Source organism: Thermococcus paralvinellae, from assembly GCF_000517445.1.
Classification (GTDB): Archaea; Methanobacteriota_B; Thermococci; order Thermococcales; family Thermococcaceae; genus Thermococcus_B; species Thermococcus_B paralvinellae.
Genome location: NZ_CP006965.1, coordinates 409772 through 423501, shown reverse-complemented (window position 1 = coordinate 423501; position 13730 = coordinate 409772). Strand labels below are relative to the sequence as shown.

General features: G+C 39.9%; 15 protein-coding genes. 6 read left to right on the top strand and 9 right to left on the bottom strand.

Annotated features, from left to right (window positions below; genetic code table 11):
- Window positions 1-116: 116 nt before the first annotated feature.
- The 5 genes from TES1_RS02375 (at window position 117) to TES1_RS02355 (ending at window position 4141) form a co-directional block, all read left to right on the top strand.
- Window positions 117-410, top strand: coding sequence for a 50S ribosomal protein L21e (locus tag TES1_RS02375; protein WP_042679869.1), 294 nt, complete (start codon window positions 117-119; stop codon window positions 408-410).
- Between the two features lie 6 nt (window positions 411-416).
- The gene (locus tag TES1_RS02370; protein ID WP_042679868.1) at window positions 417-779 is read left to right on the top strand and encodes an RNA polymerase Rpb4 family protein; all 363 of its coding nucleotides are present in this window, start codon (window positions 417-419) and stop codon (window positions 777-779) included.
- A 94-nt stretch (window positions 780-873) separates the two neighbouring features.
- Window positions 874-1497: a DUF655 domain-containing protein gene (locus TES1_RS02365; RefSeq protein WP_042679867.1), complete on the top strand. Its 624-nt coding sequence runs from the start codon at window positions 874-876 to the stop codon at window positions 1495-1497.
- A 2-nt stretch (window positions 1498-1499) separates the two neighbouring features.
- Window positions 1500-2324 carry a 16S rRNA (adenine(1518)-N(6)/adenine(1519)-N(6))-dimethyltransferase RsmA gene (gene rsmA, locus TES1_RS02360; protein ID WP_042679866.1) on the top strand — a complete coding sequence of 275 codons (825 nt, stop codon included), beginning with the start codon at window positions 1500-1502 and terminating at the stop codon, window positions 2322-2324.
- Between the two features lie 71 nt (window positions 2325-2395).
- A complete protein-coding gene (locus TES1_RS02355; protein ID WP_042682660.1) occupies window positions 2396-4141 on the top strand; it encodes a radical SAM protein in 1746 nt (581 codons plus the stop codon).
- Here TES1_RS02355 and TES1_RS02350 read toward each other — a convergent pair.
- From TES1_RS02350 to TES1_RS02330, 5 genes are all read right to left on the bottom strand, one after another.
- Window positions 4134-4799 carry a hypothetical protein gene (locus tag TES1_RS02350; RefSeq protein WP_051408157.1) on the bottom strand — a complete coding sequence of 222 codons (666 nt, stop codon included), beginning with the start codon at window positions 4797-4799 and terminating at the stop codon, window positions 4134-4136. The two genes, TES1_RS02355 and TES1_RS02350, sit on opposite strands and share 8 nt — an antisense overlap.
- 45 nt (window positions 4800-4844) lie before the next feature.
- Window positions 4845-6560: an S-layer protein gene (locus TES1_RS02345; protein WP_042679865.1), complete on the bottom strand. Its 1716-nt coding sequence runs from the start codon at window positions 6558-6560 to the stop codon at window positions 4845-4847.
- Between the two features lie 322 nt (window positions 6561-6882).
- Complete coding sequence (locus TES1_RS02340; protein ID WP_042679863.1) at window positions 6883-7710, bottom strand: hypothetical protein; 828 nt, start codon at window positions 7708-7710, stop codon at window positions 6883-6885.
- 2 nt (window positions 7711-7712) lie between these two features.
- A complete protein-coding gene (amrS, locus tag TES1_RS02335) occupies window positions 7713-8759 on the bottom strand; it encodes an AmmeMemoRadiSam system radical SAM enzyme (RefSeq protein ID WP_042679861.1) in 1047 nt (348 codons plus the stop codon).
- A gap of 151 nt (window positions 8760-8910) precedes the next feature.
- Window positions 8911-9846 (bottom strand): thiamine-phosphate kinase, encoded by a 936-nt coding sequence (locus tag TES1_RS02330; RefSeq protein WP_042679860.1) that lies wholly within the window; start codon window positions 9844-9846, stop codon window positions 8911-8913.
- Between the two features lie 162 nt (window positions 9847-10008).
- Here TES1_RS02330 and TES1_RS02325 point away from each other — a divergent pair, with 162 nt between their 5' ends.
- Entirely contained in the window at window positions 10009-10617 is a 609-nt protein-coding gene (locus tag TES1_RS02325) for a membrane protein (protein ID WP_042679858.1), read from the top strand.
- 11 nt (window positions 10618-10628) lie between these two features.
- Here TES1_RS02325 and TES1_RS02320 read toward each other — a convergent pair whose 3' ends face one another.
- From TES1_RS02320 to TES1_RS02305, 4 genes are read right to left on the bottom strand one after another with little or no spacing between them, the layout of a single operon-like run.
- Window positions 10629-11894: a TIGR00375 family protein gene (locus TES1_RS02320; protein WP_042679857.1), complete on the bottom strand. Its 1266-nt coding sequence runs from the start codon at window positions 11892-11894 to the stop codon at window positions 10629-10631.
- A gap of 38 nt (window positions 11895-11932) precedes the next feature.
- Window positions 11933-12727: a proteasome assembly chaperone family protein gene (locus TES1_RS02315; protein ID WP_042679855.1), complete on the bottom strand. Its 795-nt coding sequence runs from the start codon at window positions 12725-12727 to the stop codon at window positions 11933-11935.
- Window positions 12724-12906, bottom strand: a complete 183-nt coding sequence (locus TES1_RS02310) for an RNA-protein complex protein Nop10 (RefSeq protein WP_042679854.1) — start codon at window positions 12904-12906, stop codon at window positions 12724-12726. Before TES1_RS02310 ends, TES1_RS02315 begins: the two co-directional genes overlap by 4 nt.
- Window positions 12903-13730, bottom strand: a complete 828-nt coding sequence (locus TES1_RS02305; RefSeq protein ID WP_042679853.1) for a translation initiation factor IF-2 subunit alpha — start codon at window positions 13728-13730, stop codon at window positions 12903-12905. Before TES1_RS02305 ends, TES1_RS02310 begins: the two co-directional genes overlap by 4 nt.

The following is a 13730-nucleotide window of genomic DNA, read 5'->3' as shown; positions in this document are numbered from 1 at the left end:
GCTTATGTAAATGAGCTTATGACACTTGGGGAAAGACCCTTTCGCTGAAAAGCAAACTTAAAATTGTAAATTCCTAAAGCCTTGAAATTTAATTAAAACCCTAAGAGGTGATTGATATGGTTCAAAAAGCGCACAGCTTTAGGAGGAAAACAAGGGGTAAGCTTAGCAAGCACCCAAGGAGGAGAGGACTTCCACCACTCACGAGATTCCTCCAAGAGTTTGAGGTTGGACAGAGAGTTCACATTGTAATTGAGCCAAGCTATCACAAAGGCATGCCAGACCCAAGATTCCACGGTAGAACTGGAACCGTTGTAGGCAAGAGAGGCGATGCCTACATCGTCCAGATAACTGATGGTGGAAAGGTTAAGACGTTCTTTATCCACCCAGTTCACTTAAGACCTCAGAAGTGACCTAAAATGATAGGAAGGAAAAAGCTTGAAGAGCACTATTTAACAATTGCAGAAACAAAAGAAATACTGCTGAAAAGAAGAGAGGAAGGGTTAGATGAAAATCCAGAAGAGCCAATGTTTTATGAAGCAAGAATAAGCCTTGAGCATGCAGAAAGATTTGCAAAGGTTACACCACAACAAGCAAAGGAGCTTAAAGATAAGCTAATTTCTGCATTTGAGTGGATGGATGAAAGATTAGCAACAAAAATTATTGACATTATGCCAGAAGACTACTTAGATATCAGAGTAATATTTGCCAAAGAAGATTACATGCCAACCAATGAAGAAGCCGAAGAGATAATCAGAATACTCGATGAATACAGAGAGTGATTTCTTCTATTCTTTTTCTGCTTCATACTTTTCTATAAGAAAGCAGACAAAAATATAAAAACCTCTTAGATGTATATCTTCTGGGGGAGAGAAAATGGATTATTATAGAAAACACTCATATATGCAAAGCATAAAAAAGAAGAAAAACACAGAATATGAAGAGTATGCTTACGTGTTAGATTATTTACCCACTGGTTACATTGATATGGAGCACTTTAGGATGAAGAGGGACAATAAACCAATTGCTCAAGTTATAGGAGAAAAGGCATTTACTCTTCTGGAGGTTATCCCCAAGACAGATTTAATGTTATATGAGAGGGTTTTCATAGGAAAGGGACAAAGAGATAAAATCCTTATGATAAATAGGAAGCTCAGATATGAAGACTTAACCCCAACTGCAAAAGCTGAATTACCTTATGTTATAGAAGAGATCGTGAAGAACAATGAAGAAAGATTTGTAAAGTTCTTTAACATGGCACCCCCTATAACAAACAGGCTGCACAGTTTAGAGCTTTTACCGGGAATTGGGAAAAAGCATATGTGGGAGATTATTGAAGAGAGACAAAGACAGCCATTTGAAAGCTTTGAAGACTTGAAGCACAGAGTTAAAGGGCTCCCAGACCCAGTTAAAATGATAACAAAGAGAATTCTCGATGAACTACAAGGAAAAGACAGATACAGACTCTTTGTTGGACACAACAGACTCTTCAGGGAGTAGAGATGCTTAAATCTCGCCTTTTTTATCTTCTTTCGAAATATAACTTGAGAATAAACTCCGATTTGGGACAAAATTTTTTAATAGTGGATGACATTATCAAGAGAGAAATTGAGAGAGCTAAAATAAAGGCCAATGAGAGTGTTCTTGAAATTGGACCTGGATTGGGGTTTTTGACAGATGAATTGAGCAAGTACGCAAAGAAAGTCTATGCAGTTGAGAAGGACTCTCGTCTTGTTGAAATCCTTCAGAAAGAATACTCTTGGGAAAATGTTGAAATAATTCATGGAGATGCACTTAAAGTCGAATTTCCCCAATTTGATAAAATAGTTTCAAATCTGCCGTATCAGATATCGTCTCCAATAACTTTCAAATTTCTGAAATATGATTTTAAAAGGGCAGTTCTCATTTATCAGCTTGAATTTGCTCAGAGAATGATTGCAAAACCTGGTGACAAAAACTACTCACGCTTATCAGTTATGGTTCAAGCAAAGGCAGATGTTGAGCTTGTTGAAAAAATTGGTAAGGGCGCATTCTATCCAAAGCCAAAAGTTGATTCTGCAGTAATAATCTTAGAACCAAAGCCCAAAGAAGAGCAGATTGAGCTCGACGAGAGGTTAGTTAAAGCATTATTCCAGCACCGAAGAAAAAAAGCATCAAAAGCTCTAAAAGACTCATATCACATGCTAGGACTGACCAAAGAAGAATTCAAAAAGATTAGAGAAATCTTTGAAAAGATTCCTCATGCCGAAAAGAGAGTTTTCCAGCTTTCAGTTGAAGAGATAAAAGATATTGAGGAATTCTTGATGAAAGAACAAATTTTAAGCTAGCCTACAATCAATACATTAGGTAGCATTTAACATTCGGTGAATTTTTAAACCTTTCACTTAAACTCATGAACATGATAGTCGCAATAGTTGATGGATACACTGATGAACCGGCTGGTTTGGGAGTTCCTCCATATTTGGGAATTTATCCTCGTTATGCTTATGGGGCAATTAAGAAAGCTAGAAAAAATGCTCAAATCTTTTATCTTACCATTGATGATTTGCGCTTCACTTTTGAGGGAGAACAGGGAATAAAAACAAAAAATAAAACCCCCAATGTCTTCAAGGTTAGGAAAATACTCTCAAAGGCAGATTTGATAATTTACATTGGTGGTTTACACACTCCGGGGAAATATCTCTCTGCAGTTCCATCACAAGTGGAAGAGGTGGCTAAATTTTTGAAACAGTTTAATGGCGTAAAAATTCTAGGTGGCCCTGCTTTCATGGGTTCTGCTCATCAAGGGGGGATAAGAATAGATTCTCGAGAGCTAATGCTTGCAAACCAGCTTTTTGATTATATAGTCTATGGAGATCTAGAGGCTTTTCTATACGATTTTTTAGCTAACCCTAAAGATGCTGACCCTTTTAGATTCAGAAATTATGATGAGCTTAGAGACTATGCCTTGCTCGGTGCTGAAGTTGTTAAGCAGTTTCCAGATCATCCCGAATTCGTAATAGTTGAGATAGAAACTCAGAGGGGTTGCCCAAAAGCTATGGGGATCGGAGGATGCAGCTTTTGTACAGAACCCGTGAGATATAGAAAAGTTGAAGACAGACCTATAAAGGATATTATTGAAGAGATTGAACTCCTTTACAAGATTGGTGTCAGACATTTTCGTGTTGGAAGGCAGAGCTGTATTTTTTCATATATGGCAAGGCCCAATGGAAGAGTTCCAATTCCAAATCCAGATGCAATTGAAAAGCTCTTCAAGGGAATTAGAGAAGTTGCTCCAAATCTAAAGACACTCCATGTTGATAATGCAAATCCCGCTGTAATAGCAAACTATCCAGAGGAGAGCATTAGAATTGCAAAAACCCTGATAAAATATGGAACTCCCGGAAATGTAGTTGCATTTGGACTGGAAACCGCTGATCCAAAAGTTGCTAAGAAGAACAACCTTAATACAACGGCTGAAGAAACTTATGAAGCAGTGAAAATTCTCAATGAAATTGGAGCTAAGAGGGGATACAATGGCATGCCTTGGCTTTTGCCTGGAATAAATATTATCTTCGGATTACCCGGTGAGACCAAGAAAAGCTATGAGATTACATTCCAATTTCTTAAGAAGCTTGTTGATGATGGATTAATGGTCAGAAGAATTAACATTCGCCAAGTGGTAGTGTTTCCTGGAACGCCCCTGTGGTTCATGAGAGACAAAGTTAAGACAGAAAAGCACAAACATTTGATAAAGCACTACAAGTATAAAATTAGGCACGAGATTGATTTGCCTATGCTTAAGCGAGTTGTTCCAGTTGGGACAATACTAAGAGAGGTCAGAGCTGAGGTGCATGACAATGGACTAACCTATGGGAGACAAATTGGAAGCTATCCGCTGATAGTTGGTATACCCAAACAGATTGAACTTAATAAATTCTACAATGTTTTAATTGTTGATCATGGATTTAGGAGCATAACTGGAGTTCCAATTCCTATCAATGTCAATAGAGAGAGCTCAAAAGTTCTCAGCTATTTACCAGGGATAGGTAAGAAACGAGTTGCAAAAATCCTCGCAAAAAGACCATTCAAAAGCAAAGAGGAATTTTTAAAACTACTTGACAATGATACGAGAAAAATGTATGAGAAGATAGTGATCATTTAACTTGAGATGAGATTATCGTTTTGACGAGTAACACTTCAACAAAGAGTGTATCTTCAGTTGTTCCTTCGAGGACTATAACTCCTGGCTTTGGACAGTAAATTCTGTTCTTTTCAGCACCTTCTCTTGGACCTTTTAATATAACCAGAAGATGCTTTTTATTTCCTATGAGACCAAGCCCTATCTCAACTTTTGGTATGAATGCTAAATATCGGTTGTCAATTCTTTCAGTAGTTTCTTTAGCGGCCTTATATGCAGCAGTTTCATTGCTACCGCTTTTTACAACATCTTCTACATAGTACTTAACTCCAAACACTGCTCCAATAGTGGCTCCAAGTTCTGAGACTGTCCTAACCCTCCAGACACATGCCTCACTACCTTTGCAATCTTTAAAACTTGGGTCCCCCAAAATTATTGTTGCTCTTTCATAGGGACTCCTTAGTGTCATATTTATATCAACTAGTGGATCTCCAGTGAGATAACTTTCAAGCATAATTGGATATGTTCTTCCCTCGAAAGGTACAGCAACAGGCTTCACGGCTAATGGCTTCTTTTGTGGTTCAATTGCCTTTGTATAGTTGCTATATCCATAAAAAGCAACAACCAAAGGGGTTACAATTAAAACTATTATTAACACAAGAGCAAGAAGGCGCTTATTCAATCCAAAAACCTCCAGAAAAGTTAATTAAAAAGAAGGAAAGAAACTTCAGAGCTTAGCCAAGTACTCCATAAGCTGCTTGGCAGCTTCTCTTGTAGCGTATCTGTCCTTACCTGCAACGATGAGGACACCGAATCCGTTGAAGTCCTCAATGTACTCAATGTCGCCAGCGCTGTTGTACCAGTCAACTGTGCTGTAACCGTTGTCAACGAGGTACTTGGTGATTGCGTTTGCGACTGGTCCACCAACAAGGATGAGGTTGCTGTCAATGTTCTCTGGGTCAATTTCAGTGTCGAGGTATGTGATTGGCTCTGTTGGGTGCATGACTGTAACTTCGGTGTAGGTGCCACCTTTGATCTCTGCGATTTCCCATGTAGTGTCAGGTACATAGTCTCCGACTTTGAGCTCCTTAGTATCAATGATTGGCTCTGATGGCTCAACTACAATGTAAGCCTTTGCAGCATAGTATGTTGCATCATCAGTCTCCAAGGTATGGCTCTCAACCTCATAGTACATCTTGTATTTGCCGAGGATGTCGAGTGTGCTTCCAGATAGGTCATTGACATTTGTAAGTGTAATCCACTTGACCTTGCCACCATCAATGTGGAAGTCAACTGTCCATCCTGAAACAAGCTCGTCACCAGTGTGAACGTCAACAACGTTTGTTCTGACCTCAAGTTGGGCAATCAAGTTGCCATCAATACCGACGAAGGTGTCATCAAGCTTGAGAATAACTTCTCCTGGATTGAATTTGTCTGACTTGGTGCTGATGTCGACCTCTCCATCGTCTGTGCTCACGATTATGAGATCACTTCTTCCATCTGGAGCTGTGATCTCAAAGAGTGCCTTGTTGCTTGGGCTGACACTGATGTCAATAGCCTTGATCTTGTAGCCGTCAAACTCCTTGACGTCGCCAACATGGAACCATTGCTGTCCATGGTCGTGACCATACTTAATACCGTCAGCTAAGACTTCTAAGATGTAATATTCATTGCCAAACACTGTGAATGTGTCACCAGCGCCAACACCATCGTAAATGTATCCGGAGAATGTGTATCCTCCTGGGTTGTCATCGTCATGAACTTCATCTGTAGTTGTAGATGGACTTAGATTACCCCAAATGTCATCTGGGATGGTTTCACTATATGTCCAGTTTGCAATTGTGTAGTTGAGTAAGACTGTAAAGTCACCTGCTGGAATTACAAGGCTGGCACTCTTTGGTACATAGGTAACTGTATCCTGCTCTGCATCACTAAGCTCAATGTTATTAATTGTGAAGTCCCAGTCAATCTGGTAGTCACCATTTATTGCATCCATGTTTTCTACTTCGTCAACAAACTTTGGTGTCCATGATTTCCAATCAGTGTATGAACCGTTGTAGGCACTTCCATTCCACCAGTTATCTGTAAGTTGTTCCCAATCAGTTGCACTTGGGTCAACACCAGTGTCTTCATAGTAGTTGCTAAAGACTGGAATGTAGTATGTGTAATCTGGGGTTAAGTCCTTCTTAACAACAACGCTAACACCGCTTGCCTCGACTTCTTTTTCAGTGTAGAGTAAGCTTCCTAATGCAACAGCAATGTCAGCTGCGCTTGCAACGTCCATTGCGGCAGCTTGGCTACCAACGACGATTTTAACGTTTGGGGCACCATCCTTAACGAAGAAGTCCTTTCCTGGAAGGTTTGCTTGAGCACTTGCAAAGCCCATCGTTGCTCCAACCATTGCGGCACCAACTGCAAGGGCCGCAATCTTTCTAACTTTCATTTCTCAACACCTCCATGGTTTTGGGCATAAAGCCCTAGAGTGTTTTCTAATGTGTTGTCAATACCTAACTATAAACTTGGGGTATATATACTTTTCGGTTTCAGACGCTTTCAAACGATTTAATAAGCTCGCTAATTGCCGTAAAAATTGAAAGGAGCTTTACTAAATGCCTACAATTTCTTCGCCTTTTGCCGATAATATTTCCTCCTCAAATGTCGAAATCTTGGGGGAGATTCTAAGTAAGTACCAAGAAAAGAAGCAAGTTTAACTTAAAAAGGTTTCCGTTTAAAAATCCTAAAAAACTAGAGTGAAAATAAAACCACTAAGAAAGGCTAAATTTAATAGTATCTTGCTCAACAAGCTTTTTCTTCAAAGGTCTATGGACAAGTTCATTCACAAATCCTGCTAAATCTGTCAGCACATTCTGAAGTTCTGATGCAGTAACGTCGATAATCTCTGGCTCAAGGATCGAAATTGCAACCGGGGCATATTTTGCTGTAAGCTGCATGAGAGTTTCAAAAGAGGATAATAGCTCAGCTGCAACTAATGCATAAACCTTGTCTTCTTTCTCTTCCTGCACTTGTACGACAAACTTGTTAATTTTACATCCTTCAAGGTAGAATGCTTTCATTATGGTCTCTTCTATTGTCTCTTTGTCTTTCCCATATGTCTCAATTACAAATTGATACCTTACGTTCCTCTCGTCAACAATGAATTCTTCAATTTCCTCATCACTGTAACCGATTCTAGGTTTGGGAAGTTTGTCAAGAGGAGGATATGCAGCTAATCCTCCAAATTGATCCATTAACTTGCCCATAAATAAAGCCACATCTCCTAAAGTTCTCATTAATTCCTTTGCATTAATCTCCAATTTACCGGGTTTTAATACCTCGACTATAACAGGGGAATATTTTAGGGTGGCTTTTATAATTTCATTAAAAGACCCCTCTAGTTCAGCCTCAATCATAGCTGAGTACTTGAGCAGTTCATCTTCTGAATTGCTCTCTATGATATCTTCAGCTTTAACACGTTTAACCTTTATAGTATTCTCTTCCTTTAGTTCTTTAACAACTTGCTCTATAGCTCTTTCTAAAGCTTTCCTGTCATTTCCAAGACCTTCAATATAAAAAATCACACCAATTTCTGTCAATTTTACCACCACATTCCCTTATAATGCCTCTTCCTATAATCTCCAACTATTGGAATTTGTTCACCGCAGTACTTACATTTTCCATCTTTAATGTGATACTCCTCAATTGTAAAGCCCCACCTCACTATTAAAGGTTTTCCACATTTTGGACAATATGTATGTTCTCCCGGATGCCCTGGTATATTGCCTATATAAACAAATTTCAATCCCTCTTCTTTTGCAACCCTATATGCCATCTCCACAGTCTCTACTGGCGTTGGTGGTAGATTGGTTAGCCTATACTGCGGAAAGAACCTCGAAAAGTGGACAGGTGTATCATCCCCAATCTCTTCTACAACCCATCTTGCAAATGTTCGGATTTCATCCTCTTTATCATTAAGCGTAGGTATTATGAGATAAGTTAGCTCAACATGAATCCCAAACTCTTTCTTTGCTATTTTAGCTATTCTCCTGCTCGGCTCTCCACCTGGTACGCTGGCTATTTTCATGTAAAACTTGTCGTCAAAGGCTTTAATGTCAATATTCATTGCATCTATATACGGCGCCAATTCACGAAAGGGCTCCTCGTTTATGTAACCATTAGTGACGAGAATATTGTTAAGCCCAGCCTTTTTGGCAAGCTTTGCCGTGTCAAGAACAAATTCATACCATATTGTTGGCTCATTATATGTATATGCTATGCTCTCACACTCGTAGTGTTTTGCTAAACTCACTATTGCTTCTGGTGTAGCATCTTGGAGATAAGGAAATCTCTCATCAGCTTGACTGATTTCCCAGTTCTGGCAGTGCTTGCAGTGCATATTACAGCCTACAGTTCCAATAGAGAATGCACATGAACCAGGGTAAAAGTGGAAAAGAGGTTTTTTCTCAATAGGATCTAAAGCCATAGAGGACACTTTTCCATAATTGAGTGTGTAAAGTATCCCATCTATATTCTTCCTTACTTTGCATGAGCCCCTCTTGCCTTCATCTATGATGCAGTTCAGGGGACATAAGTGGCATCTCACCCGGTTATTCTCTAAAGATTCCCAATACATGGCTTCCCTCATAGTCTCACCATGAAAAAATAAGACTCATAGTAGTTTAAGCTTTTGGTCAAAAAGAGGAGGTCAGAGAATCCTCCTCTTAAACAACAAAAAGCCAGTAAGTGGGTAAGATTCGCTTCATATGCATCCAAAAAAGAATTGATATGGAAAGTTATTAGGATTTCGTCAGATGTTCCCATCCCAAAATCGGCATTTTTTCCAGCTTATCTTCACGCTTCAGATAAACTCCTTCTCCCTTTTCAACCTTTCCAATCACAGTGAAATCAAAGTCAATTTTGCTTAAATGCTCCTCTGGGATAGTAAATATTAACTCGAACTCCTCTCCAGATGCTAAAGCAATTTCAATAGGATCTAACCCTAAAATCTCAGCCACTTCAAAGACTTCTCTTCTAATTGGTAATTTTTCAGACTCAATCACGATCCTAACATCGCTCATCTCTGCAATTAGGTGTAGCTCCTTGCTCATGCCGTCGCTTATGTCTATTCCGGCATTAGCATATTTGCTCAAAACCTGTCCTTCCCTAATTCTGGCCTTTGGCTCGAGGAGCTTTTCGTAAAGGACTTTTTGGATTCTCACCTCAATCTCAAGATTCTCAAAATACACTTTAAGTCCAGCTAAAGCTCTTCCAATATCTCCAGTAACGCAAACTAAATCACCTGGCTTTGCATTACTCCTTAATAAGAGCCTTTCCGTTTTCCCCAAAGCAATCCCATCAATTATCAAATCACAGGCTTCATTCGTGTCAGCACTTAGAATAGGAATATTGTAGAATGTTGATGCCCGTGCAATTCCTTTCGCAATTCCTTCTGAGTATTCCATATCAAAATTCTGAGGAACACCAAGTGAAAAGAGAAATCCCAATGGCTTAGCTCCCATAGCAGCTAAATCGCTTACATTCATTGTTACGGCTTTAAATCCAATTTGTTCCGGGGTCATTATCTCCGGCACATCAGTTGCTCTTACAAGCATGTCGTTTGTAGCAACCAGCCACTCCTCGCCAATTTTTATCGCTCCAGCATCATCTCCCAATGGCAAATCCCCTTGAAATTTGAGATGCTTCATGAACATCTCAATGATTTTTTGCTCCATAGCTATCAGCTGGGTATTAGCTCAGACAGGTTTATTAGAATTGCCATGATAATACTCTGCATATTGCCGACAATTATCGAAAATATATTTAACAACTGCAGAAAAATTTATAAAGCTCACTTAAAAAATATCCAACAATCTAGAAATACTGGAGGGAATAAGATGCTAAAATACTTGATAATTGGTGTCATGTTCCCAGTACTGGCAATCCTGTTCACAAAGTACCTCGGAGAAGAGTATGCCTGGATAAACAGAAAAATAATACACTTCAGCAGTGTTCCTGCAATTCTATTCTTTAGAGAAGGTTTAGTCACTGGAAAGGAACTTGCCGCAGTAGTTATGCTCTTTGCAATTGGACAGTTACTTACCCATCTCATGAACAAAGAGCTTTCTTGGTATCAGATAAGAAACAACTACGGGGAAGTGTTCTATTGCATTATGTTCTCTGCCATGGCTCTATTTATGGACGTCAATTATGCATCAGCAATAATGCTTGTGATGGCAATAAGTGATGGAATTACAGGTGTGCTAAGGTTCTACTACTTCAGAAAGAATGGATTTAACGTTAAGCTCAGGAAACACTGGATAGGAAGCGTTGGTTACATTGTAAGTGCAGTCATAATTGCCTTTTTAATCTTGCCACAACTGAACATCTTGATGAAAATTGCATGGTCAGTTATCTTAATGCTTGCAGAATACCAAAAAGTGATAGACGACAATGTTGCTGTACCAGTAGTTGCTGTTCTCATAAAACCACTCTTTTTGGCGTGACTTTTGGACTTTTATTTCTTTTTCAAAAAGCTCAGAATTGAAGCCTGTTTTGGTTTGTAATAAACATCTTCTTGTTTAACCTCAACACTGTTTAAATCTTGAATTTTTGCTCTCCGTATTTCTTCAGGAAGCTTAATTTCACCGTATTTACCTCCTCCACCCGGAATAACTATGAGCTTCTCATTGCGGAAAGCCCAGATAGCTTTAGCTATGTCTTCACCAATGAGCTGTGCTATGCTTTCAATTGGAGCATCAACTAAAACCTTAATTTCACTGCCAAATTCCTTTAAAAGCCTCTCCCAAACTGCCTTTACACTTTTGGTTTCAACACCTTTGCCAGTTACCATTGAAATTATCTCTGCTAAAGGAGCTAAATGGAGATAGGGAGGTCTGTCTTTGGGTTTTTCTTCGGCATCAGCAAGTTCCAAAATTCTATCTCTCACACCTTTCTTTATGACTCCTCCACAGCGCTCGCATCTCCAGTTCAAGCGCTTAGCATCTTCAAGCTTGTATTTTGTATAACATTTGGAGCAGGCAGTTAAGTGATACTTCCCCAATCTTGGATCTAAGCCCGCATTGAGGATTACTTTCCTTCCGCCTCTCTTTAGAATTGCCTTTCTGATTTCTTCAAAAGTTGCATCTTTAACCTCAAAACGGTTGAACTCTCTTCCCAAGCGGTGGGGCTGGGGAGAGTGGGCATCTGAATTTGATAAATAAGTTAGCTTATGGTGAGCTTTTATCATGTCCGCCATTTGTGAATCAGCTGAGAGCCCAAGCTCAAGGAAGTGTATTTTGGCGTTTCCATAACATTCTTCTAAGCTGTCATACTCCTTGTACAGAGCTGTCCACGGGGTAAAACTATGCGCCGGACCAATCAAAACATCAAGCTCATTAGCTAAATCCGCTATTTCTGCCCCACTCAAGTTCAGATGGGGTCTGCCTTCGGTATCTATGTCTCTGGAATACTTCCTCAAATGCTCGCGCATTTCTCTAACTGCATCAATACTCGGAAAAATCAGGACATGGTGAACCCTTTTGCTGTCTTCAACTTCAGCTGTGAGGAGGAATCTAACGCTTTTAATCTCATATGTTCCCTCATCAACTTTTTCTGCATGTTTTAAAAGCTCCTCTTCCCATTTACGATTCAAAATATCCCCAGTACCAACCACATTAAGTCCTTTAAGTTTGGCATACTCAGCAAGGATGGGGAAAATCATCAGTTTTGAAACTGCTTTTGAATATCGTGAGTGTATGTGCAAATCAGCATCTACGTGCATAGGATCACCAGAAAATATGGAAATAAAAAGTGAACAGCTCACAAATACCCTCTGTCTTCTTCCTCATGACCTGGCTGAGGCAATTGTTGCTCAAACATGGCTCTCTGCATTTCTTGTACCTTTCTGAGAATTTCTTCAGTCTCCTTAGCTCTCTCATCAAGCGCAGTCATATCAATCTCAAGGTTGAGGACCTTTGCTACAACTGTTAACACTGACTTAGCTGCTTTTGCATCCACTATATACCCCAAGCTCTCTCCAAGGAAACATGCTCCTCTCATTCCTCTAAGCTTTCCTATACCAAGCAAAAGTCCTGCTGCTCCAACGATCGCTCCTCCTTCATCTTCCCTGAAAATTACAGAATCCCCAAGGATTTGCTTATACTTCTCCTTTGTTTCCAAATCCGTGAATGAAGCCAAAACTCTCGGCTCACCTTGAAGCTCTGGAACTTGATAACCGCCCATTGTTATTATCTCTCTTGTTCCAAACTGCTCAACGAAGTCAAGCATCTTTCCAACCACTTCAAAGTGACCGTAGCTGTCTGTTGGGGGTACTTGGGTATCTCCAGTGATTATGATCAAGTCCCTGTGCTCGTCATCTGGACTCTTCCAGTAGTAGAATTCATTTTTCATCAAATCAACGGTTGAGTCTTTTTTAATCAAAACTTGGTGCATAAAGTGGGGGGAATAGAGCTCAGCAAACTTCTTAGCGTTAAGCTCTTGAATTAGATGCTCAGCTGCTAATTTTCCAACTAACCCAATTCCAGGTAAACCCTCAATAAAGATAGGGTCGTAAATATCTGGCCTCTCATACGCAACAACTATTGTTTCTTTCATTCTGAACGCCTCCCAATACCCAAAAGTTCTCTCTTTAACTTCCTACGATACTCCCCATACGGATCTTCGGGCGAAAACCTCGGAGGATGAGCTACTTTAGTTTTTTCACCACATATTGGGCATGTCTCCTTTAGGGTATACCTTCCGCATTTAGGGCATTTTCTTATGCGGAACCTCATTTACCTCTCCTCTTAATCTTCTTAATCCTCTTTTCTTTTCTAATTAGCGTTGCCTCCCCACCAGCCTTTTTAATCACTCTGAGTATTTCTTCTGCTATATCCTCAAGGACTTCCTCGGCTTTGTAATAGTCTGGAGCAGTGATGTCAATCCTGTACCTCGGTGCTCCTTGGTAGGTGAACTTAACCTCAATGTCCTTCTCCTTATTTGCCCTGTCCCTTGCCCTTATTAACGCTTCCTTGATGATTTCAATACCGTTTGGCTTTGGAACTGTGATTTCAAATTCGGCATCAATTGTAACTGTTGGAATTTCGACATAGCTCTTAATTATCTCCTCCAGAATTGGGAGCCATTCATCTGGCACTAAACCCTTGAGGACTTCAATTCCATTTTGAGCTGCATCTTCAAAGGCTGCATACACTTCCCCGTACTCCTCTTCAAGCGGCACCCAAACTTCCCTCCATGCTGTCTCAAAGTCCTTACTGAGCTTTTCAGCTGCCATCTTTAGAAGATTCTCGGCCTTTTGAGCCCTCTTGAACTCCTGAATCTTCGCCTTCCTCTGCTGCTGAGTCACACGTTTCAAGCTAAGATCAATATGCCCTTTCCCAGGGTCAACTCTGATCACTTTTGCAACTACCTTTTGACCCTCTTTAAGGTAATCCCTTATGTTCTTTACCCAAGTTGATGCTACTTCGCTTATATGCATGAATCCCTCTTTTCCAGGATACTCATCAAGTGTAAGGAATGCCCCATAAGGATGGATGCTCTTAACAGTTGCAATTACAAATTCTCCCTCTTCAGGAAATTCTCTTGCTCTCCTTGGCAT

Bases quoted from the DNA above. Each gene is read 5' to 3' on its own strand.
- rsmA (WP_042679866.1), top strand. From the start codon at position 1,500: ATGCTTAAATCTCGCCTTTTTTATCTTCTTTCGAAATATAACTTGAGA.
- TES1_RS02315 (WP_042679855.1), bottom strand. From the start codon at position 12,727: ATGAAAGAAACAATAGTTGTTGCGTATGAGAGGCCAGATATTTACGAC.
- TES1_RS02310 (WP_042679854.1), bottom strand. From the start codon at position 12,906: ATGAGGTTCCGCATAAGAAAATGCCCTAAATGCGGAAGGTATACCCTA.
- TES1_RS02345 (WP_042679865.1), bottom strand. From the start codon at position 6,560: ATGAAAGTTAGAAAGATTGCGGCCCTTGCAGTTGGTGCCGCAATGGTT.
- TES1_RS02370 (WP_042679868.1), top strand. From the start codon at position 417: ATGATAGGAAGGAAAAAGCTTGAAGAGCACTATTTAACAATTGCAGAA.
- TES1_RS02365 (WP_042679867.1), top strand. From the start codon at position 874: ATGGATTATTATAGAAAACACTCATATATGCAAAGCATAAAAAAGAAG.
- TES1_RS02355 (WP_042682660.1), top strand. From the start codon at position 2,396: ATGATAGTCGCAATAGTTGATGGATACACTGATGAACCGGCTGGTTTG.
- TES1_RS02325 (WP_042679858.1), top strand. From the start codon at position 10,009: ATGCTAAAATACTTGATAATTGGTGTCATGTTCCCAGTACTGGCAATC.
- TES1_RS02320 (WP_042679857.1), bottom strand. From the start codon at position 11,894: ATGCACGTAGATGCTGATTTGCACATACACTCACGATATTCAAAAGCA.
- TES1_RS02330 (WP_042679860.1), bottom strand. From the start codon at position 9,846: ATGGAGCAAAAAATCATTGAGATGTTCATGAAGCATCTCAAATTTCAA.
- amrS (WP_042679861.1), bottom strand. From the start codon at position 8,759: ATGAGGGAAGCCATGTATTGGGAATCTTTAGAGAATAACCGGGTGAGA.
- TES1_RS02305 (WP_042679853.1), bottom strand. From the start codon at position 13,730: ATGCCAAGGAGAGCAAGAGAATTTCCTGAAGAGGGAGAATTTGTAATT.
- TES1_RS02375 (WP_042679869.1), top strand. From the start codon at position 117: ATGGTTCAAAAAGCGCACAGCTTTAGGAGGAAAACAAGGGGTAAGCTT.